This is a genomic window from Bacteroides sp. GM023, from assembly GCF_014750685.1.
In the GTDB taxonomy this organism is placed as follows: Bacteria; Bacteroidota; Bacteroidia; order Bacteroidales; family Bacteroidaceae; genus Bacteroides.
The window spans coordinates 437,980-459,873 of sequence record NZ_JAAXGE010000005.1; the positions used below are offsets into that span (position 1 = coordinate 437,980).

The 21,894-nt window shown below is 44.4% G+C and carries 18 protein-coding genes; 12 read left to right on the forward strand and 6 right to left on the reverse strand.

Annotated features, from left to right (window positions below; genetic code table 11):
- Positions 1 to 62 precede the first annotated feature (62 nt).
- From HC965_RS12705 to HC965_RS12715, 3 genes are read left to right on the forward strand one after another with little or no spacing between them, the layout of a single operon-like run.
- On the forward strand, positions 63 to 1,604 hold the full coding sequence (locus HC965_RS12705) for an arabinan endo-1,5-alpha-L-arabinosidase (protein WP_191031800.1): 1,542 nt from the start codon (positions 63 to 65) through the stop codon (positions 1,602 to 1,604).
- 26 nt (positions 1,605 to 1,630) lie between these two features.
- Positions 1,631 to 3,613, forward strand: coding sequence for an alpha-L-arabinofuranosidase C-terminal domain-containing protein (locus HC965_RS12710; RefSeq protein ID WP_191031801.1), 1,983 nt, complete (start codon positions 1,631 to 1,633; stop codon positions 3,611 to 3,613).
- On the forward strand, positions 3,610 to 4,578 hold the full coding sequence (locus HC965_RS12715; RefSeq protein ID WP_191031802.1) for a glycoside hydrolase family 43 protein: 969 nt from the start codon (positions 3,610 to 3,612) through the stop codon (positions 4,576 to 4,578). The genes HC965_RS12710 and HC965_RS12715 overlap by 4 nt, the downstream gene beginning before the upstream one ends.
- 134 nt (positions 4,579 to 4,712) lie before the next feature.
- Here HC965_RS12715 and galK read toward each other — a convergent pair whose 3' ends face one another.
- From galK to HC965_RS12730, 3 genes are read right to left on the reverse strand one after another with little or no spacing between them, the layout of a single operon-like run.
- Complete coding sequence (galK, locus tag HC965_RS12720) at positions 4,713 to 5,867, reverse strand: galactokinase (RefSeq protein ID WP_167964203.1); 1,155 nt, start codon at positions 5,865 to 5,867, stop codon at positions 4,713 to 4,715.
- Positions 5,868 to 5,905: 38 nt separating this feature from the next.
- On the reverse strand, positions 5,906 to 7,246 hold the full coding sequence (locus HC965_RS12725; protein WP_191031803.1) for an MFS transporter: 1,341 nt from the start codon (positions 7,244 to 7,246) through the stop codon (positions 5,906 to 5,908).
- A gap of 52 nt (positions 7,247 to 7,298) precedes the next feature.
- Positions 7,299 to 8,396, reverse strand: a complete 1,098-nt coding sequence (locus HC965_RS12730) for an aldose epimerase family protein (protein WP_191031804.1) — start codon at positions 8,394 to 8,396, stop codon at positions 7,299 to 7,301.
- A 318-nt stretch (positions 8,397 to 8,714) separates the two neighbouring features.
- Here HC965_RS12730 and HC965_RS12735 point away from each other — a divergent pair, with 318 nt between their 5' ends.
- The 8 genes from HC965_RS12735 to HC965_RS12770 all read left to right on the forward strand — a co-directional run bounded on the left by HC965_RS12735 (position 8,715) and on the right by HC965_RS12770 (position 19,484).
- Entirely contained in the window at positions 8,715 to 9,932 is a 1,218-nt protein-coding gene (locus HC965_RS12735; RefSeq protein WP_191031805.1) for a hypothetical protein, read from the forward strand.
- Positions 9,933 to 9,959: 27 nt separating this feature from the next.
- Positions 9,960 to 10,832, forward strand: coding sequence for a FimB/Mfa2 family fimbrial subunit (locus HC965_RS12740; RefSeq protein ID WP_191031806.1), 873 nt, complete (start codon positions 9,960 to 9,962; stop codon positions 10,830 to 10,832).
- A 14-nt stretch (positions 10,833 to 10,846) separates the two neighbouring features.
- On the forward strand, positions 10,847 to 12,292 hold the full coding sequence (locus HC965_RS12745) for a DUF4906 domain-containing protein (RefSeq protein WP_191031807.1): 1,446 nt from the start codon (positions 10,847 to 10,849) through the stop codon (positions 12,290 to 12,292).
- A gap of 8 nt (positions 12,293 to 12,300) precedes the next feature.
- Positions 12,301 to 14,274: a fimbrial protein gene (locus HC965_RS12750; RefSeq protein WP_191031808.1), complete on the forward strand. Its 1,974-nt coding sequence runs from the start codon at positions 12,301 to 12,303 to the stop codon at positions 14,272 to 14,274.
- Positions 14,275 to 14,303: 29 nt separating this feature from the next.
- Positions 14,304 to 16,451 carry a hypothetical protein gene (locus tag HC965_RS12755; protein ID WP_191031809.1) on the forward strand — a complete coding sequence of 716 codons (2,148 nt, stop codon included), beginning with the start codon at positions 14,304 to 14,306 and terminating at the stop codon, positions 16,449 to 16,451.
- Positions 16,452 to 16,466: 15 nt separating this feature from the next.
- Positions 16,467 to 17,048 carry a DUF3575 domain-containing protein gene (locus HC965_RS12760; protein ID WP_191031810.1) on the forward strand — a complete coding sequence of 194 codons (582 nt, stop codon included), beginning with the start codon at positions 16,467 to 16,469 and terminating at the stop codon, positions 17,046 to 17,048.
- Between the two features lie 7 nt (positions 17,049 to 17,055).
- On the forward strand, positions 17,056 to 18,372 hold the full coding sequence (locus HC965_RS12765; protein WP_191031811.1) for a DUF3868 domain-containing protein: 1,317 nt from the start codon (positions 17,056 to 17,058) through the stop codon (positions 18,370 to 18,372).
- Positions 18,373 to 18,512: 140 nt separating this feature from the next.
- Positions 18,513 to 19,484 carry a type I phosphomannose isomerase catalytic subunit gene (locus HC965_RS12770; RefSeq protein WP_191031812.1) on the forward strand — a complete coding sequence of 324 codons (972 nt, stop codon included), beginning with the start codon at positions 18,513 to 18,515 and terminating at the stop codon, positions 19,482 to 19,484.
- A 552-nt stretch (positions 19,485 to 20,036) separates the two neighbouring features.
- Here HC965_RS12770 and HC965_RS12775 read toward each other — a convergent pair.
- Genes HC965_RS12775 through HC965_RS12785 form a run of 3 tightly spaced genes read right to left on the reverse strand, consistent with a single transcriptional unit; the run spans position 20,037 to position 20,902 of the window.
- The gene (locus tag HC965_RS12775; RefSeq protein ID WP_191031813.1) at positions 20,037 to 20,294 is read right to left on the reverse strand and encodes a hypothetical protein; all 258 of its coding nucleotides are present in this window, start codon (positions 20,292 to 20,294) and stop codon (positions 20,037 to 20,039) included.
- Positions 20,295 to 20,297: 3 nt separating this feature from the next.
- Entirely contained in the window at positions 20,298 to 20,660 is a 363-nt protein-coding gene (locus HC965_RS12780) for a phage holin family protein (RefSeq protein ID WP_191031814.1), read from the reverse strand.
- Positions 20,661 to 20,692: 32 nt separating this feature from the next.
- A complete protein-coding gene (locus HC965_RS12785) occupies positions 20,693 to 20,902 on the reverse strand; it encodes a YtxH domain-containing protein (protein ID WP_191031815.1) in 210 nt (69 codons plus the stop codon).
- A gap of 199 nt (positions 20,903 to 21,101) precedes the next feature.
- Here HC965_RS12785 and HC965_RS12790 point away from each other — a divergent pair, with 199 nt between their 5' ends.
- Positions 21,102 to 21,875, forward strand: coding sequence for an SDR family oxidoreductase (locus tag HC965_RS12790; protein ID WP_191031816.1), 774 nt, complete (start codon positions 21,102 to 21,104; stop codon positions 21,873 to 21,875).
- Positions 21,876 to 21,894 lie beyond the last annotated feature (19 nt).

Consider the following 21,894-nt stretch of genomic DNA (forward strand, 5'->3'; position numbering starts at 1 on the left):
CAATCGTGTTCGTATGTCCACCTTCAATAGGTGAAACAGGGCGTATTTTTGCACTATGATTGATGAACGAATACACTGATGTTATGAAAAACTTGTTTTTGCCCGTCTTAATGCTAGCAGGTAGCTTGTTCGCAAGTTGCACTTCTGCTGTGTTTACACCAGTCCCTTCTGCGAATCCTTGGGATGATAATTATTTATCCGTAGCTAAAATGGAAGACTACCGCCAATGGGGAACATATAATGTACACGATCCGTCCTGCTGCAAGTTGGGCGACTATTACTATATGTATTCCACCGACGCCATTTTTGGTGAGAACCGGGAGGAAGCAAAAGAAAAAGGCGTTCCCTTGGGATATATCCAGATGCGTCGTTCCAAAGACTTGGTGCATTGGGAATTTTTAGGATGGGCTTTTCCCGAGATTCCCGAAGAAGCGGTTCAGTGGGTACAGACTCATGCCGGCGGACATGGAGCTACAAACATTTGGGCTCCCTATATCATTCCCTATAAGGATAAATATCGCTTGTACTATTGCGTATCCGCTTTCGGACGCAAAACCTCCTATATCGGTCTTGCGGAATCCGAATCTCCCGAAGGCCCCTGGAAGCAAATCGGTTGTGCGGTGAAAACAGATGATTCCACTGCCATGAATGCCATCGACCCAAGTGTCATTGTCGATGAGGCTACCGGGAAATGGTGGATGCACTACGGCTCCTTCTTTGGCGGATTATACTGCGTAGAACTGAATCCTGAAACCGGATTAACACAGAACGAAGGAGACTTGGGACATTTGGTGGCACGTCGTGCCAATTACCGGAAAGATAATCTCGAAGCACCCGAAATAATGTATCATCCGGACTTGAAGCAATATTATCTGTTCACTTCTTATGATCCGCTGATGACTACCTATAATGTACGTGTCAGCCGTTCGGAAGCGGCAGAAGACTTATTCCGGGATTACTTTGACAAAGCTGTAAAAGATACTACCAATAATTTCCCTATCCTGACTGCTCCCTATCGTTTTGAGAATCATCCCGGATGGGCGGGTACTGCGCATTGCAGCGTATTCTCCGATGGCGAAGGCAACTATTTCATGGCCCATCAAGGACGTCTTTCCCCGCATAATCAAATGATGGTATTGCACGTCCGCCAGTTGTTCTTTACACCGGACGGATGGCCGGTTGTCTCTCCCGAAAGATACGCGGGAACTCCTTCACGTCAATTCACCGAAGCCGATTTGGTAGGAGAGTGGGAAATCATCCGTGTGCAGGAACCCAAGTACGAGCGCCAGTTGGAAGCCGGTCAAATCCTGTGGGGGGAAGGTGAACTGAAAGAAGGTGAGTGGAATCTTTCCACCCGGATCAAATTAGCCAAGGATGGAACCTGTACGGGCGAGATAACGGATGACAGATGGAAAATTGTACCAATGAATGGAAATTGGTCCTTTTTGACCGAAAAACATCTATTAATGGTAGAATCGGGCACAGAGAAAATAGAGAATCTGATTATCTTTGCAGGACACGATTGGGAGAATGAAACGGAAACCATTCTCTTTACCGGACTCGATAGCCGGGGACGTTCTGTCTGGGGAAAAAGAATCAAATAATCATATATAATTTTATATTGAAAACCATGAAAAGATACACAAATTTATTGGCTGTATTAGCCTTATCTACCGGCATGGCACTTCATGCGCAAACCAATGAGTTGGTGATACAAACGAAGAAGCTGGGTGCGGAAATCCAACCCACAATGTATGGACTTTTTTTTGAGGACATCAACTATGCTGCCGATGGTGGACTTTACGCAGAGCTGGTAAAGAACCGCTCATTCGAATTTCCCCAACACCTAATGGGATGGAATACCTACGGCAAAGTATCATTGATGGACGACGGTCCTTTTGAACGCAATCCGCATTACGTACGTCTTTCCGACCCCGGGCACGCACATAAGCATACCGGACTGGATAACGAAGGTTTCTTTGGCATCGGCGTCAAGAAAGGAGAGGAGTATCGCTTCTCTGTCTGGGCACGTTTGCCGCAAGGAGGAACAAAGGAAACATTGAGAATAGAACTTGTCGATACGAAATCTATGGGTGAACGTCAGGCTTTCGCTACACAAAACCTGACTGTCGATTCAAAAGACTGGAAAAAATACCAGGTTATCCTGAAACCGGACGTTACCAATCCTAAATCTACGCTCCGAATTTTCCTTACCTCCAAAGGAACCGTAGACTTGGAACACATATCCCTTTTCCCGGTAGATACCTGGAAAGGCCATGAAAACGGACTTCGTAAAGACCTGGCACAGGCTTTGGCGGATATTCATCCCGGAGTCTTCCGCTTCCCCGGTGGCTGTATCGTGGAAGGTACTGACCTGGATACCCGCTATGACTGGAAGAAATCCATAGGTCCGGTAGAAAATCGCCCTTTGAATGAGAATCGTTGGCAATACACTTTCACTCACCGTTTCTTCCCGGATTATTACCAAAGCTACGGGCTGGGATTCTATGAATACTTCCTGTTGTCCGAAGAAATGAATGCGGAACCTCTTCCGATTCTGAACTGCGGGCTATCCTGCCAATATCAGAATGATGACCCGAAAGCTCACGTAGCAGTATGCGACCTGGACCACTATATCCAGGATGCACTCGACCTGATAGAATTTGCCAATGGTGATGTAAATACGACTTGGGGAAAAGTACGTGCCGATATGGGACATCCGGCTCCTTTTAATTTGAAATTTATCGGAATTGGTAACGAACAATGGGGCAAAGAATATCCTGAACGTCTCGAACCGTTTATCAAAGCTATCCGCAAAGTATACCCGGACATGAAAATTGTAGGTAGCTCGGGTCCGAACTCCGAAGGAAAAGAATTTGATTACCTGTGGCCTGAAATGAAACGTCTGAAAGCCGACCTGGTAGACGAACATTTCTATCGTCCCGAAAGTTGGTTTCTGAGTCAGGGTGCGCGCTATGATAACTACGACCGTAAAGGTCCGAAAGTATTTGCCGGTGAATATGCCTGCCACGGGAAAGGTAAGAAATGGAATCATTTCAACGCCGCTTTGCTTGAAGCTGCATTCATGACCGGATTGGAACGTAACGCTGATATTGTTCATATGGCCACCTATGCCCCGCTTTTCGCTCACGTGGAAGGATGGCAATGGCGTCCGGACATGATTTGGTTTGATAACCTGAATTCCGTGCGTACCACTAGCTATTATGTTCAGCAACTATATGCGCAAAACAAGGGAACGAATGTACTCCCGCTTACTATGAACAAGAAAAACGTGACAGGTTCCGAAGGACAGAACGGACTTTTCGCAAGTGCCGTTTACGATAAAGACAAGAATGAACTGATAGTAAAAGTTGCCAATACTTCCGGCACTCCCCAACCGATTTCATTGAACTTTGAAGGCTTGAAGAAACAGGATGTACTGACCAATGGCTGTTGCATCAAACTTCGTTCACTTGATTTGGATAAGGATAATACCCTTGAACAACCTTTTGCCATCACTCCGCAGGAAACTCCGGTATCCATTGAAGGCACAGTCTTTACCACCGAACTGGAACCGGCTACCTTTGCGGTTTATAAATTTACGAAGAAATGATAAATAAGATTAGATTCGTTGTATTCTCATTCGCACTGACAGCCTTTTCCGGGCTGTCAGCGCAGAATGACACTACTTTTGTAGCCAACGGCAATCCCATCATTACATATAAATATACAGCAGACCCGGGCGCTATGGTATATGACGGAAAAGTATATATCTACGCCGGACACGATGAATGTCCTCCGCCTAAAGAACATTATCTGCTGAATGAATGGTGTGTCTTTTCCTCTCCAGACATGAAAACATGGACGGAGCATCCTGTTCCCCTGAAGGCTAAAGACTTCAGCTGGGCAAAAGGAGAAGCTTGGGCAAGCCAGGTTATTGAACGTGACGGCAAATTCTATTGGTATGTCACAGTAGAACATGGCACAATTCCCGGTAAATCTATCGGCGTAGCCGTTTCTGATTCACCGATAGGTCCATTTACGGACGCACGCGGTTCAGCATTGGTCACCAATGACATGACTACCGAATATACCAAAATCGGGTGGGACGACATTGACCCGACAGTTTTCATCGACGATGACGGTCAGGCATATCTCTGTTGGGGAAATACCCAGTGTTATTATGCCAAACTGAAAAAGAACATGATTGAACTGGACGGCCCGATTATTCCCATTAATCTTCCCCGTTTCACGGAAGCCCCCTGGATACATAAACGTGGAGACTGGTATTACCTTTCTTACGCTTCGGAGTTTCCCGAAAAGATTTGCTATGCAATGAGCCGTAGTATAACGGGGCCCTGGGAATATAAAGGTATCTTGAATGAACTGGCCGGAAACTCCAACACCAACCATCAGGCTATCATTGAATTTAAAGGAGACTGGTATTTCATTTACCACAATGGCGGTATCAATACCGCAGGTGGTAGTTTCCGCCGTTCTGTTTGTATCGACCGTTTGTACTATAACGAGGACGGTACAATGAAAAGGATACAGATGACGACAGAAGGCGTACAGTAAAAAGAATAGTAATAAGGATTTTGGGTTAGTTAAATCAATAGATAATAGGTTTTAGGTTTTTGTTAATTTGAGAAAGAAAGGGCGGCTCCCGTGATGGAAGCCGCCCTTTTAATTATCTAATCTTGAATAATCTCTTATTCCAGTCTACGGGAACCGTCGCCGATTACTACGTCATACACTTTCGGGCTTCTGCCGAATTTAGCTTTGAAAGCTTCTTTTGTCTTTTCAACGAAGTTGTCATATAATTCGTTCTTAACAAGGTTGATTGTACAACCACCGAAACCACCACCCATAACGCGTGAACCGGTCACACCGTATTCTTTAGCGCAGTCATTCAGGAAGTCGAGTTCTTCGCAGCTTACTTCGTACAGTTTGCTCATACCGTGATGAGTTTCGTACATCTTCTGACCTACAGTTTCGTAATCATCTTTTTCCAATGCTTCGCAAACGTCGAGCACGCGTTGGATTTCTTCGATTACATATTCTGCACGCATATAGTCTTCAGCGCTGATGTCAGCTTTCGCTTCTTCAAGCATAGCCATAGTACAGTCACGCAGGAATTCTACGTGCGGATGATTCTTCTGGATAGCGGCAACAGCAGCTTCACAGCTTTGGCGACGCTTGTTGTAAGCAGAAGAAGCCAATTCGTGTTTAACTACTGAATCCATCAAAACCAAACGGTAACCGTCCGGATGGAATGGGAAATACTCATACTCCAGTGAACGGCAATCCAGACGAATCAAGCTGCCAGCTTTACCGAATACAGAAGCAAACTGGTCCATGATACCGCAGTTCACACCACAATAGTTGTGTTCTGTAGCCTGACCCACTTTAGCCAATTCGAATTTATCAATCTTGTTTTCGCCGAACAGTTCGTTCAATGCGAAAGCATATGTACTTTCCAAAGCAGCGGAAGAAGACATACCTGCACCCAGAGGCACATCACCTGCGAAAGCAGTATTGAATCCCTTCACGTCAACGCCACGTTTAATCATTTCACGGCAAACACCGAAAATATATCTTGCCCAGCTAGCGCGTGGAGCATCTTCTTCGTTCAAGCCAAATTCTACATAATCCTTCAAGTCGATGGAGTAAGCCTTCACTTTGTCAGTACCGTTCGGTTTGATTTCAGCAATCATACCTTTGTCTACTGCACCCGGGAAAACGAATCCACCATTGTAGTCAGTGTGTTCACCGATCAGGTTGATACGACCCGGTGAAGCATATAAAAATCCGGTAGTTCCGTCAAAGTGTTTAATGAATCGACTTCTTACGTATTCTGTATCCATGATATTAATAGTTTAAAGGTGAATAAATGAATATATTATTATTCCACAGGAATATCCTTATTGACATTTTTGCAACCTACCAGGCCGTAGAACAGCAGATAAGCAAGAGCAGCGATAATCAGCCAGTAGCTAGCCATGTAACCGGCAGAGTCAGAAATACTTTGTTGGATCAATGGCAATACACCACCACCGACAACCATCATCATAAAGATACCGGAAGCCTGTGCTGTATATTTTCCCAATCCTTCTACAGCAAGGTTGAAGATACCACCCCACATTACAGAAGTACAAAGACCGCAAAGTACAAGGAACAGTGCGCTGACAGGAACCTGAGCCATCATAAAGCCTTCACCTACAGTGTAACCCGGCATTGAAACCGTAACATCTTTCGGAGTGAAGATAGCAATCAATACGAAAATGATAGCAGTAGCAGAAACAACGATCAACTGTGCACGGCTTGAAACCTTGCCGCTGATAGCACTACTTGCAGTACGTCCCACAAGCATCAACAGCCAGTAGATAGCAGCGATTGCACCACCGATGGCAGCACCGTTCATCATGATTCCGGCACCCTTGTCACTTGCGTCGGCAAGATAGAAGTTCAAAGTACCCGGGATACCGATTTCGATACCTACATAGATAAAGATACCAATCACACCCAATACAGTATGACGGAAACTCCAGGGACTGTGAGAGAATTTTTCCTTCTTCACGCCACCTTTCTGAAGGTGAGGTTCGGGGATAGCAACAAAAGAGATGATGATAAATGCAGCAACAAACACACCCATTGCAACGAACAGGAGAGGAGCAACGTCCGACATAGCTGTTCTGTCAGTAACAGTACCGATCAAAGCACCTACGAAAAGCGGAGTCAATGTACCAGACAAAGAATTAAGAGCTCCACCTGTCTGAATCAACTGGTTACCTTTGTTACCACCGCCACCAAGAAGATTCAACATCGGGTTAACTACTGTGTTAAGCATACAAACGCAGAAACCGCAGATGAATGCACCCAGCAGATAAATGACGAAGTTCAATTTGATAACATACTCACCGAATGCGAATACTTCGGCACCTGCTCCGAATAAGCTGGAGAGATACTGTGTGAACAAACCGAGGAAACCTACTGCCATTGCAATCAATGCAGTCTTCTTGTAACCGATCTTAACGAGCATGTTACCGGCAGGAATTCCCATAAACAGATATGCCAGGAAGTTCATCATATTTCCCATCATACCTAAAGTGTTCGAACCCGCATATTCATTTCTCCAAATCGTACCGAAAGGAGCAGCGAGGTTTGTAACGAAAGAGATCATCGCAAAGATGAAGAACATCGTAATAATTGCGACGAGATTACCGTTCTTTTTTTCTTGTGTCATGGTTCAAAAAAAATGTTAGTTTATAAAATTAGGTTAGTTATTTACTTGATTATTATTCTTCTACCGCAAATTTGTAGACAGTGATTTGCTGGTATTCATCACCCGGCAGCAAAGTAGCCGATGGGAAATGAGGTTTGTTCGGCGTATCCGGGAAACACTGTGCTTCGAAGCAGATAGCGCTTCTTGCAGGGAATGTGGCACCGTGGGCACCTTCGAATCCGTTGAGCCAGTTACCAGTGTAAAGCTGTACGCCGGCTTCGGTAGTATACACTTCCATGATACGTCCGCTTTCCGGGTCTTTGCAAGTGGCAGCCAAGTCGAGCGAACCGCTTTCAATCTTATTCAGTACATAACAGTGGTCATATCCCGCGCCAAATACCAATTGCTGGAATTTGTCATCGATACGTTCGCCTACGGTATGCGGAGTACGGAAATCCATTGGAGTGCCTTCTACTTTGGCAATTTCTCCTGTCGGGATAGAAACTTCGTCGATGGGCGTATAGAAATCAGCGTTGATAGTAACAATGTGATTGTTGACAGTAGGAGTAGGGGTGGCGATGCCGGCGAGATTGAAGAAACCGTGGTTAGTCAGATTTACCACTGTAGCTTTGTCGGTTGTAGCACGATATTCGATAGTCAGTGCATTTACTTCGTTTTCCAACCGATAGGTCATTTCTACTTCGAGATTACCGGGGAAACCCTCTTCGCCGTCTTCAGAAACATAGTTGAATTGTACTGTACTCTCATCAATTTGGATAGCATCCCAAACGCGGGCGTGGAAACCAGTAGGGCCACCATGCAGGGAGTTAGGTCCGTTATTGATGGTGAGTTCGTGCTCTTCGCCGAATAGAGTGAATTTACCCTTGGCGATACGGTTGCCATAGCGTCCGATAGTCGTACTCAGGAAAGGTTCCGGGCTGTTGACTACATGGTCAATGCTGTCGTGTCCGAGAATCACATTAGCATACTTACCGTTTTTGTCCGGTACCATAATAGAAAGAATGGCGCATCCGTAATTGGTTACAGCTACTTCCATTCCCTTTGTGTTTTTGAGGATAAATAAATCTGTTTTCTTATCGTTTATCTCCTTTTGAAAATCTTCACGGCTGAGCCCTGAAAGATTCCCTTCTGTTGGGAATGTGTTATTCATGTCTGGTATTATTAAAATTTCCTGCAAATAAAAGGAAATTCTTTCTTACTCACAAATTATTCCGACTAAATATAAGCGGTGGTTTAGGAAAGTTTAGCTTTCTTACTTTATGTTCCTTTTCGGGAAAGAGTAATTGCTTGTATTCGCTACAATATTGGATAAAAAACATTAAATACCCCATTTTTTGTTCCTGTTTATACCAAATAAGAATAGAAAGCGGGAACTTTTCTATTTTGACGTTGTTCTAATTCTCCAAGCTGAACGTACGTAGAAAAAATAGACTTGGAAAAAATTATAAACATTTATTTTTTAATAGACATGAAAATTAAACAGCTATTATTGGCAGGAGTTGCAGGAATGTTCCTATTCTCTTGCAGTGACAAAGACGATGTCTCTGTTGCACAGAACGAAATAAAATCTCTTTCAGTATCATTGAGCGGAATCAAAAGTGAAGTCGGTTCGAGAGCATCTTCTCCAACGGATATCATCACATCGAGCGTAAAGGATGTGAACAGTGTCCTGATAAATCTGACTGATGTCAATGGCAAGATCATTACTTCCAAATCAGTGATAAAAGATGATATCGCCAACTCAGACTGGAATAAACTGATAGATCCCACCCTGGGATTGAAGTTCATCAATATTCCTCAATCTGTTTCTAAAGTGTATGTTTACGGTAATCCGGGAAATGCCGTAAAAGATAATGTAGTCAATACCAAACTAGCCGAGCAGCAGGGTAGTGCAGTACTTTATTACGGAATGGACGACGATCTGACACCTATTGTTGACGAACCAATCAACCCGACTCCGACAGCCGGAAAGACTTATACGGCAAACGTCACCATAGCACCGATTGTAGCCCGTATGCAAATCACTAAAATCTCTTTCAAGAATGCAGGCAGCTTTGACTTCACCCGTTCTATCGACGGAGTAAACAAGAAAGCCACTGTTACATGGACACAGTTCACTGGAAACGTGAAAGGTATTTATATGAATAACTTCTATAACCTTTTCAATCAACCGGGAACATTGGACAACCTGCTGCTAAACTCGACTGCCGAAGGACATATTCTACAAGGAATGTGGACATTTGACAACAGACCGATTATCGACGCAGCTTCCTTTGCCAGCTATGCCATTTACAACTCGGCAGATGATACTTATGGTAATCTTCCACTCGACCTGGCCGGCAAATGCTATGCCTTTAACTTCTTCCCGGGCACAGCTATACCGCAACTGCATCTTGACCTTGCCGACTTGGTAATTGGCGACCTCGCATCCTCCGATCCGGAAGTGTTCAACCCCGAACTGGCAAACAGCGCTCGTTTCGCCAACATCGTGAAATATTACAAAAGTATAAATACCGAATTAACGGCTGCTGACTTTAAACCCGGTACACTTTATAACATGGAAATCGAATTGATACCGATGTTGGACAATGACCTGGGTAATATACAATATAATGTATTGGTACATGTCACTGTTGCCCCGTGGAATGAAGAAACAATAACCCCGGGATTCGACTTGGAACAGTAAGCTTCGGCAGAACCATAAACAAAAAATATGAAGAAGGTGATAATGCTGTACACCTTGTTGCTGGTAACGGTGACAGGGTGTATAAAAGAAAATCTGGATGATTGTGAGACAATTTTGTACTTCGACTATCTGGGTGACGGAACACGGGATATCTTTCTTCAGAAAATAGAAAAGGTGGATATGTACATATACAATGAAAACAACGTATGTGTGCAGAAAACTGCCCTCGATAAGAGCGAGCTGCATCGCCAACAGGGCACCACCTTGACTTTGCCAAGCGGTCAATATCATGTTGTTTGTTGGGGGAACTCCCTTAGCGATACGCGGATAAATGAAGGTGCTTCACCGAACGAAAATCTTGTCGGAGCCCCCCATTACTTCACCAAAGAACTGATAACGACGAATGACAGCCTGTATTTTGGAGAAAAGGAGATTATAATACGTAATGAAAACTATCAGGTAGACACCGTTCTCTTCAGCAGCGCACATATCAAGATGCTTGTAGAATTGGAAGGACTTGATATCAGCGATACACGAACGGCAGTTTCGCCCGTCAGTATAGAAATGGGGAACTTGAGCCCGACAGTGGATTTCGCCAAATCGTTTTCGAAAGAACAAATCTCTTATTACCCGGTGCTTAATTATAATTCCGGCACACAAAAGTTTGGCGCGAAGTTCAACGTGTTACGATTTAATAATGAGAATGAAGTAAATCTTCAATTGTACAATACACAGAGCAATGAAAAACTGTACACCCTGCAATTGAAAGACTTCATGAAGGAAAATGACATTACCGTAGACGGTATCAATGAAGTGACGGTAGGAATCCGTATCCGTTTCAATGGAACCGCCATAACAGTAAAACCCTGGGACGAAGAAACGATCAGACCGGGGCAATAACCCCAACATAGAATATGAAACTAATAGTAAAATATCGGCTCTGTTTACAGATGTTTATTCTCGCACTCTTTCTTTATTCATGTAGTGAGAGCGAGACTCCGGTATCAGATGCAACCCATAATCAGGCTCGACTTAATTTTCTGATTAGTACCACACCGAAAGAAGATGTGCTGACCAAAGGAAATGACGGCAGTTTCTCCAGTCTTGCGCTTTATATATTCAATAAAGCTGATGGATATTGCGAGTATTCCGAACTGATTCCGGAATTTACTCCGCAAAGGCTGCAGGAGCTATCACGTTCAGTCAATGTATCACCGCAAACAAAAATCATTTATGCAATAGCCAATTACAATGACCCGGACAAGACATTTTCTATTCCTATTGCTACCGACCTGACAATGGAGCAACTGGAAAGCCTGACCGTGTCCGGCAGTGGCTTCAGTGACAACAGTATCCTGATGATTGGAAAAAAAGAAGTTCCGATTAACAGCGAATACGTCGTTGCCGAAATTCCGATGGAACGGCTGGCTGCCCGACTGGACATCTATATGTTCAAGAATCAAGGATTGGAACAGTCTACTGTCACAGTGACCTCGATTGAATTTGTCAACCAGGTACTCAATACCTATGCCAGCCCGGAAAGCATGGCTATGCCCGCAACTGTCCAATTGCAAAATGTAACCTTTCCGATTACTGAAAACGGAACCCTGCAACCCATGCCATCTGATTTGTCGGAAATTGTTCCGGCGAATGCTAATGCTTCGTTCTATACGTACCGGAATATCGTTTCCGGCGGTAAACCGGATGCAAATACCCCCTATATCCGTATAACGGCCTTATTTAATGGGATAAGTTATACATACCGGGGTTATCTCACAGACCAGGGACAGACTGCCAACAAATACAGCCTGCTGCATAATACGGTTTATCGCGTGATGGCTATGCTCGACCATCCTGACAATCAGTTGATAATCAAAACAACTCCTTATCCATGGAGCGTTGTATCTTCCGAAATTGGGCATGAAGTGAAGGAAGGCGACTATCGTCTCCTGCCTTTCAATGGCAACGATGCCGGAGCTACTACCGGAGTCGTGCAATTCCCGTATATATGGAATGGCGAAGCCCGCAATGAAACCTCTTACGCTGATTATAATTTCAGCCTGACAGCACCTACAGGTGCCGTATGGACTGCCACATTAACCAATGGCCTTGACTTTGCGTTTGGAACCGACGGCTCTGTTGCCGGAACTCCGGCTGTTTCCAAAGGAATAGCCCGGGATGCTGCTTATGAAATAAAAATAGGCGCTACCAAACCCTGGAATGGAACCGCAAGGCGCACGATGTTCTATATCACCGTAGACGGTGCGAAACTAAAAATTAATCCGTTGCAGAATGGCGTCCGCCAATTTCCGGGCGATAACGATACAGATATATTAATCAGTCAAACTGAATATAAATAGCTTGAATTATGAAACAAAACAAACTATATATACTTCCGTTCATGCTCTTACTACTTTGGGGTATCACCTCTTGTGAGAGTGAATCTCCGGTGGAATCCGCCGGAGTAGCAGACGTGAACGGAATCACTCTGAAACTTTCCATCCCACGTCCAGTTGTTTCCAGGGCGGCAACTACGGAGGAAGCCGGCGAAGACGCGCTGAATGAGAACGCGATACAGACACTCGATGTTTTCATTTACCGGGAAGGAGCAGACGACTGTCTGTTCTACCAGCACTTCGCCCTTTCTCCGCAACTGACCGGAACCGGAGAACATCTGGAAGTACTGGACGTGGCACAGGAAAGATTTGCATTGAATGTGAAACATACCGTCTACGTCATTGCCAACCATACGGCGACCATTCCCGAAGCCGGATTGACCCTTACCCAATTGAAAGCATTGGCCGCCCCTGTATTGGATGCGGATAAAAAACAAGATACTTTCCTGATGGACGGCGAACAGGCGATGGTCTTGAATGACGGAATCATCACCAACAAGGAGATTCCCGTCACCCTCCGGCGTGCTGCCGCCAAAATAAGGATCACGCTGAACTATGTGAACGGATTTACTCCGTTGGACGGTGAACAGCCTTCCAAGAAAATAGTAAACTATGCCGCTGACGGTTCATCCATTGCGCAAGGAGCAGTAATGCCCCCGCAGTTGCAAACCATGAATTCGTTTACCGCTCTCAATACGGGTGCAGGATATAATGGACAATTTATCCTATATTCATATGCCAACGACTGGACGAAAGATACGAGCCGTGAAACGTATGTGCTCATCAACGTACCCGTAAAAGATGCGGATAGCCATGCGATAACGCAGAACTATTACCGGATACCGGTCAATTATCGTCTACCGGACGGAACTGCCGGACAGGAAGAAAGCCTCTATAAACTTGAACGCAATCATCTCTATGACATTCTGGTAAATATAGACAAGCAGGGAGATACCGATCCCCATTCTGCCGTGCAATTGAATGGCAGCTATACCATACAAGACTGGACTACCCATGAAATTCTGGTATCCGTAGAAGGTGTCAACTTTATCTACGTGAAGGATACGAAGATTTCCATGCCCAACAGTACTCAATTCACCACCACTTTCCAGTCCTCTACACCGGACGTGGAAATAAATAGTATAACTGTGAACGGAGTTTCCGTAGCCAATGGCAGCAAGGATATAAAAATCGTATCCACACCGAATGCGAAATCAGGAACCATCAGTATCACTAGCCCGCTTCCTGAAAATTTCCTGGCGAAAGAAATAACTTTCCAGGTAAAGAATGGAGTAGGGTTGACGCAAAAGGTTACCGTTTCACAATATCCGGCTTTATACCTTGGTTCCGATACATCTGCAGACGTACCCGGTGGAAGCGACGGACAGAACAATACGAAAATGTATATCATAAACTCGTTTGTCGCCGACTTCTCTACGCTTCCCTATCCGGATGAATTTGATGAAGCGTTCGGTACCGGTTTCTCCCATTACGACCCAGACCCTGCATTGGGAAAATCCTATGCCGACTATATACGTGACAATGCCGTGTTGGGCTATCCTTTGAGGGATAGTGAAGGAGCCAGTATCGATACGGAAGAAAACAACCGGAGAATCTCTCCGCATATGATGCTTGCTTCGCAATATGGAACAACAACGGCGGATTCATATGCCAAATCAAGAATCAAATGCCGTGATTATGTGGAAAGAGACGCCACTACCGGCGAAACCTACTCCGACTGGCGTATGCCTACACAAGCGGAAATCTATATGATAGACATTCTGCAAAATGTCAAAGTCGCTGAAGTAAAAGCAATTTTGGAAGGACATTATTACTGGAGTTCAAATGCTGTCAGTGCCGTCCGTTTTATGGACCCCCGGGTGGGAAATGGAAATAGTTTCGGTCCTCTGAACGCAGCCGTGCGCTGTGTCCGTGACATCCGGTAACACAACAATTGGAATAAAATTAGAAATGTATGAAAAGATTTATCTATTATATAACCCTCTTCGGACTTCTGCTTGCTTCGTGCACATACGAGGATAGCCCGGAGAATCCGTCACCGGAAAAGAACGGGACTACTTTTCGTTTCTCTGTCGATATACCCGATTATAAAACTGTACTTAGCCGTGCTACGGCCAGCGAAAATGCAGTGAATGACCTGTGGCTGATGGCCTTTGATACCGACGGGCTTTTCATCGGACGGGTGCATCCGTCTCTCTTGACCGGCAATGATGACGGAACCGGAACATTTCAGGCAGAAATTCCAGATAATACGGGCATTATCCATCTCATAGCCAACTATGACCAATGGGATAGCTTCGACGAACGTGCCGCTTTGCAGAAAGATGAACGGGAATTGATTCCTTCTTTCACCAGTGCTAAAATGGTATTTTGGGGCAGGCAGGTCCTCGCTTCAGCCAGTGATTCGCCCCATATCATTCTTTATCGCAACCAAGCTAAAGTGACCGTAGAAAACGAAGCCGATAACTTTGAAGTAACGGGATACACTATCTGTAATTATGCAAGCAGCGGTACGGCAGCTCCATTCAACCCGGACGCAGCCGTCACTCCATTTGTCATCATAGACGGCAAACCGACCCTGGCGCATGGTTCCACCCCTAAAGCCAGTCAGACTTCTGACGACTGCACCATGGAACCAAAATATATGTTCGAAAACGAGAACTATTTCAACGACCAGACTTATATCATCATCAGCGGTCGCCTGAAGGGAAAAACTGACATACTATATTATAAGATTCAGTTTCTCGACAGCAATAAGGAACCCTATTCTATTGTCAGAAATTACCATTACAGAGTGGTGATAAAATCCTTTAGCGAAAATGCCAACGGAAGTACGACTTTTGACGACGCCAAGAGCGCGGAATCTTCTAACAATATATATGCGGAGATTTTTAAAGATTCTCCCACCATTGCCGACAACAATAATAATGTGCTGACGGTGAGCCGTCTTCACTTCCTGTTTGTCAGAGGTGGTACTTTAAATGTATCGGCTCAGTACATCCAAAACGGAGTGACCGACAATTCAAAAATTAGCGTAGTCCTGGCCGAAGACCAGGGAAACATACTTCATAACCTCAATTATGACGGCAACGGTACGATTACTGCTGATGTATCCCGTATCATTGCGGGACAACAAGAAGCTACCATCACCGTGAAAGCCGGGATACTGTCCCGTACCATCACCGTGGTATCCAGTGCACTGTATCAGTTTGACCCTGCCTCCTTGTCGCCGGAAGTATATACGGCACGTGACCAGGATATGACATTGCAGTTTACCATACCTGCCAACATACCGTCGTATCTTTATCCGTTGAAGTGTGCCATCACTACCGCCAATCTTTATCCGGTAGCTCCCAACAAGAACTTGCAGATAGAGTACACCAACGGAGGCTACCAATATATCTATTGGGCAACCGACCCCGGAACCAAAACGCTAAACTTCCGCACAAGTCTTGAGAATAGTGACGAAACGATTCTGATAGCCAATGATATTTTCAAAACGCAGGAAATCGAAGTGAAGTCACGACACTTCACCGATGTAGCCGTCAATGGAAATAATCTGGTGAATTACGGTACCAACAATACCGCCCAGTTCACATTTACCGTGCCATCGTATCCCGATTATCCAGTTACTTATCCGTTGACAGTATTCATCGCCACCGAAAACCTGCATACCACGCAAAGCGGATGGACAGCCGTTGACGGAGGTTACCAGCATACCTATGCATCGCAACCTTCCGGCGCTCAAACTGTCGCATTCACTACTGCGAAAGCGGTGAGTGATGAGAACATCGTCATCTCCGCCCCGGGATTCAGCCCGACGACTATCGGTATCGGAACAGTGCTGCAACGTGGAGTAGCCGTCACTAATACCATCCGGGTATATCAGAATAATAACTTGCTCCAAGTCCCTAATTACAGAGTTACATCATCGGACACGAGCATTGTACCTAATTTTACGGTAAACAGTCGAAGCAACTATTCTTTTACGATAGCTGCCAAAGCCAAAGCCAGCGATGTCGTCAGATTCACTTTACAGGGCTATACGGCTGCCTATAGGGTGGAAGAACTGCTTCAAAGTCCGGCCATTGTATTAAGATAATAAAAACAGAATGATATGAAAATAATCAAATCTCTCCTGATAGCTATCCTGGTGTTCACATTCACCAGTAGCATGTATGGGCAGGAAAAAAGCTACTATATGCCGGAATTTGCCATTAAAACAAATGCGTTGTATTGGGCTACCACCACTGCCAATCTCGGCTTTGAAGTCGGACTCGGCAAGAAACTGACTCTTGACGTATCCGGCAACTATAATCCGTGGAAATTCTCGGATAATAAACAAATCAAGCATTGGATGGTGCAGCCGGAGCTTCGTTACTGGCTGTGCGAACGGTTTTACGGACATTTTTTCGGTCTGCATGCCCATTATGCGGAATTTAATGTGAGCAACCTGGATATTTTTGGTTTAGGGCATCATCGCTATCAGGGGAACCTTTACGGTGCCGGTATCTCTTATGGATACCAATGGATACTGAACAAACGCTGGAGTATGGAAGCTACCATCGGGGTAGGCTACGCCCGCATCGACTACGATAAATATAATTGTGGTCATTGCGGAAGCAAGCTCGACAGCGGACACAAAAATTACTTTGGCCCTACCAAAGTAGGTATCAACATTATATACATCATAAAATAAGATAGTCATGAAAAAGAAACTGATATACGCTGCGCTGTGTCTTGCTATGGCTCTTCCGGCCGGCGCGCAGAAATACTATAACGATGCTATCAGCATCACCGATGTCTCCTTGTGGCAACAGGGGGAATCGCTCTACATAGATATGCAGATAGATATGCGAAACCTGAAAGTCGACAACGACCGTACGCTGACGCTCACCCCAATGCTGGTGAGTGCCGACCGTAATCTTGTGCTGCCCGAAATCATCATCAACGGTCGCAGAAGACAGAAAGCCTATGTTCGTTCCATGGCATTGAACAGCGAAACCAACCTGGGAGTGCCGTCCAATAAAAAGGAAGTGTTGAGCTATACACAAGTCATTCCATATCAGTCCTGGATGGAAAATGCTTCCCTGAATCTTGAAGAAAACCTATGTGGTTGCGGCGGACATCAGGAAGTACTGACGCAGGAACCGATTCCGAATGAAATCTCTACTGAAATCAAACGTCTTTCTGCCATTCATCCTATACTGTCACATATTCAACTACCGGCTGACAGACTCGAAGTACGAAGCAAACAATACGAAGCACACCTGGAATTCCCGGTGAACCAATCCGTGATTCTGCCGGATTATATGAATAATAAGTCTGAATTGCAGAATATTCAGAAAATGCTCTCCGAGACATTAAATGACAAGGGGTTGAATGTCAAAGGCATCTATATAGAAGGCTTCGCTTCGCCCGAAGGTGCATTGAAACTCAATGAACAACTGTCTGTAAAGCGTGCCGAAGCGCTGAAAAACTACCTGACCGCACAAGGACAGATTCCTGCCGGACTCTGCCATGTCTCCTTTGGCGGAGAGAATTGGGACGGACTGGTGAAAGCATTAGAGTCTTCTACTCTGAAAGAGAAAACCACTTTGCTCGACATTATCGAACAAACTTCTGACATCGCCCTTCGGAAGCAGAAACTGAAAAATGTAAATGGTGGCGCTCCCTACCGTGTCATGTTAAGAGAACTCTATCCGGCACTCCGTAAGGTGAATTGCCGGGTCGATTATACTACTGATATTTCCATCGCTGCACAAGCCGATGCCGAAGATACCAATCTGAACGCAGCAGCCACCGCCTTGTCCGAAAGAAACCTGACAGCTGCCCGGCAATATCTGGATAAGTCGAATCCCCAAACAGCCGAATACGCCAATAATAACGGAGCTTACTATCTGCTGAACGGTCAGCCTGAACAAGCCATTATTGAGTTTAACAAAGCTATCCAGAAAGGAAGCGAAGCTGCTCGGAGCAATCTTGCAGAGATGGAGAAAGTGATGAAGATGCGTAAGAAATAACCACATGGAAAAGAAAGATGATTTCTTAAATGAATTTTCGGCTTTCTTTTCTTAAAAACTAAACTATTTTTTGTATGTTTGTTCCCGGATTGTAACAATCCGAGCGAATTTAATCTAAGTTTATAACAAGAAAAACAAAAATGTATCCATTAAAATTCGAACCGATTCTGAAGCAGACGCTTTGGGGGGGCGACAAGATTATTCCGTTCAAGCATTTGAACTCAGACTTGACAGGAGTAGGAGAAAGCTGGGAGATTTCCGGCGTTGAAGACAATGAATCCGTAGTGGCTAATGGCCCGGATAAAGGTTTAACCCTGGCCGATATGGTAAAAAGGTATCGCGAAGAATTGGTGGGCGAAGCGAACTATGCGCGTTTCGGCAACAAATTTCCGTTGCTTATTAAATTTATCGACGCCCAACAGGATTTGTCAATCCAGGTACACCCGGCAGACGACTTGGCGAAGAAACGCCATAACTCGATGGGAAAAACCGAAATGTGGTATGTGGTAGATGCCGACAAGGGAGCTAAATTGCGTTCGGGATTCTCTGAAGAGATTACCCCTAAAGAATATAAGGAACGTGTGTTGAACAACACGATTACCGACGTGTTGCAAGAATATGAAGTCCATCCGGGAGATGTCTTTTTCCTTCCCGCCGGACGTGTGCATAGTATTGGTGCCGGTTCGTTTATTGCCGAGATTCAACAGACCTCTAACATTACGTACCGCATCTACGACTTCAACCGTAAGGATGCGAACGGTAAAACGCGTGAACTTCACACCGATTTAGCCCGCGAAGCCATCAACTACGAAGTATTGGATGACTACCGCACTAAATATGATGCGGTGAAGGATGAACCGGTAGAACTGGTTGCTTGCCCTTATTTCACGACTTCCCTGTATGACATGACTGAAGAAATCACTTGCGACTACTCGGAACTTGATTCATTTGTGATTTTCATCTGCATGGAAGGTGCATGCAAAATGAGAGACAATGAAGGTAACGAGCTGACAGTCAACGCAGGTGAGTCTATCCTGCTTCCTGCCACCACACAGGATGTCACCATTACTCCTGAAGATGGAAATGTGAAGCTGCTGGAAACATACGTGTAATCTTATTTTCCATATAGTTAAGGTCATCCGACTTTGTCCCGTTGTAGTGACGGGCAAAGCCGGATGACTTTTTTATTGTATGTAATGAAGATGATTAATGATGCATTATAGAGCTTTAGGGAAACGAAAGAGTAAAGCATTGCTTTGTGCCTGCTAAAGCTATGCTTTATGATTGCTAAAGCAGTGCTTTAGAACTCGCAAAGCACTATGTTATTAACGGGTACAGTAGGTACACTTTTTCCGGGGCTCTTAACACACACACGCATGTGTATATGTGCGCGCCCGCGTATATATAATGTACACGCGAAAAACTTATATATGGGTTTATATCTGTTCGTGTTCCGAATAATATCGTATTACACAATGTATAGTAGCGGGTAGTATAAATTATGATGAATAATAAAATTTCTGATTAGTTTTTTTGATTTTCTATACCTTATTATTACGCGCACGTGTGTGAAAGAATGAAGGGGGTGTACCTGCTGTACCTTTTGTACCTCTCCGGTTGTTTAATACCCCATGAATAAGTACGAAAAATGAGTCAGTATAATCTCATTTCAGATTCCTGAAGTACGCACGAATCTTCCGCATAATTTTGACTCCCATCACCACTCCATCGAAGATAGCCATACCTGTATTGAACGAACGCATGATGGCATCCGCCTTATTGGTTGCCGGAGCAATCGGAGCGAATATTTCACGTGTGGTAGCAGTCATGGCTCTTTTCTGAGCATGAATCTCATTTAAGAGTTTCTTCTTGCGTTCGGCAATCTCTTCTAATGTAAATTTATGTGGTGTTTGCGCACTCATAATTTATTTATTTGAATCGGTTAAAAATAAATTGGCGAGGAAGTTCACCATCGGAGAGATGATGAGCTGCTTGCGGAAAATAATGACCAGGGCGATGAGGACAATATTGATGCCTGCGATGATGGCAAAGCTTGCCATGAGTCCACCGACCAATGGTTCCAAAATGTAAGCTAGTGCGAAAAGTAAGTAAAACAGGGCAACCATGCCAAGGATAATAAGTACTAATATCATGATTAACGTGGAAAACAGTATGGTTAACTTTTCCGTTAATTCTAATTTGGTGTATTCTTTTTGAAGTTCTAAATATTTCTTGAACTCAAAAAATAACTGCTGAAAATTCTCAATACTTTCATCGTCTGCAAACATGGTCGCTCTGTTTTTAGTCTTTTGTTACTCACTTACTCTGCTATTTCTCCTTTCATCTCAGCTGCAATCTCATCAACGAGATTTTCCATTTCACTGCGGTTGAGACGGATTCCTTTCTTACGGAGAATTTCTGCGATCTTGTTGCGGGTATCTTCTCCTTTTTCAGGAGCAAATAAAATACCAAGGGCTGCGCCTACGGCTGCACCACCCAAAAATGCTGCTAATACATTCAATCCTTTCATAATTTGTAATGTTTAAAATGATTACGATACAACAAATATAACATTTTTATCGAAAGGTTGTTCATGAAAACGAAAAAAAATGACTTAGTTTTATAATTCTTTTTTTCTTTTATGGTTTAATTTTATTTAACGGACTTTCGAGACTAACCAATGCGACTTAAGGCGTACTTTTGTCTCCTATATTATAAATCAAAACATAATGGATAATAGAATTGTTTTAATAACCGGAGCAAGCAGCGGAATTGGTAGAGCTTGTGCCCATAAATTTGCAAAAGAAGGTTGGGATTTGATTTTAAATGCTCGCGATGAAGCAAAACTGGGAGAACTGAGATATGAATTGGAAATGGAGTATCCGAAGATTACAGTATGGAAACTTCCTTTTGATGTACGCGACCGCAAGCAAGCGCAAGCTGCATTGGAAAGTCTGCCACCTGAATGGGCTATGATCGACTTATTGATAAACAATGCCGGACTGGTGATTGGTGTAGATAAGGAATTTGAAGGTGACTTGGATGAATGGGATATCATGATCGATACGAATATAAAAGGACTGTTGGCGATGACACGTCTGGTAGTGCCGGGCATGTTGGAACGCGGACAAGGTCATATTATTAACATCGGTTCTATTGCCGGTGACGCTGCTTATCCGGGTGGAAGCGTGTATTGCGCTACCAAGGCTGCCGTGAAGGCTCTTTCAGACGGTCTGCGGATTGATTTGGTCGATACTCCGTTGCGTGTTACAAATATCAAGCCGGGTATGGTGGAGACTAATTTCTCGGTAGTGCGTTATCGGGGTGATAAAGAAGCTGCCGATAATTTCTATAAAGGAATCCGTCCGTTGACCGGAGATGATATTGCCGAAACAGTTTATTTTGCAGCATCGGCTCCGGCACATATTCAGATTGCGGAAGTGCTTTTGATGCCAACAAATCAGGCAACAGGCACTATTTCGTATAAGAAAAAGCAGGAATAGACGTTTTTTTGACGGATTT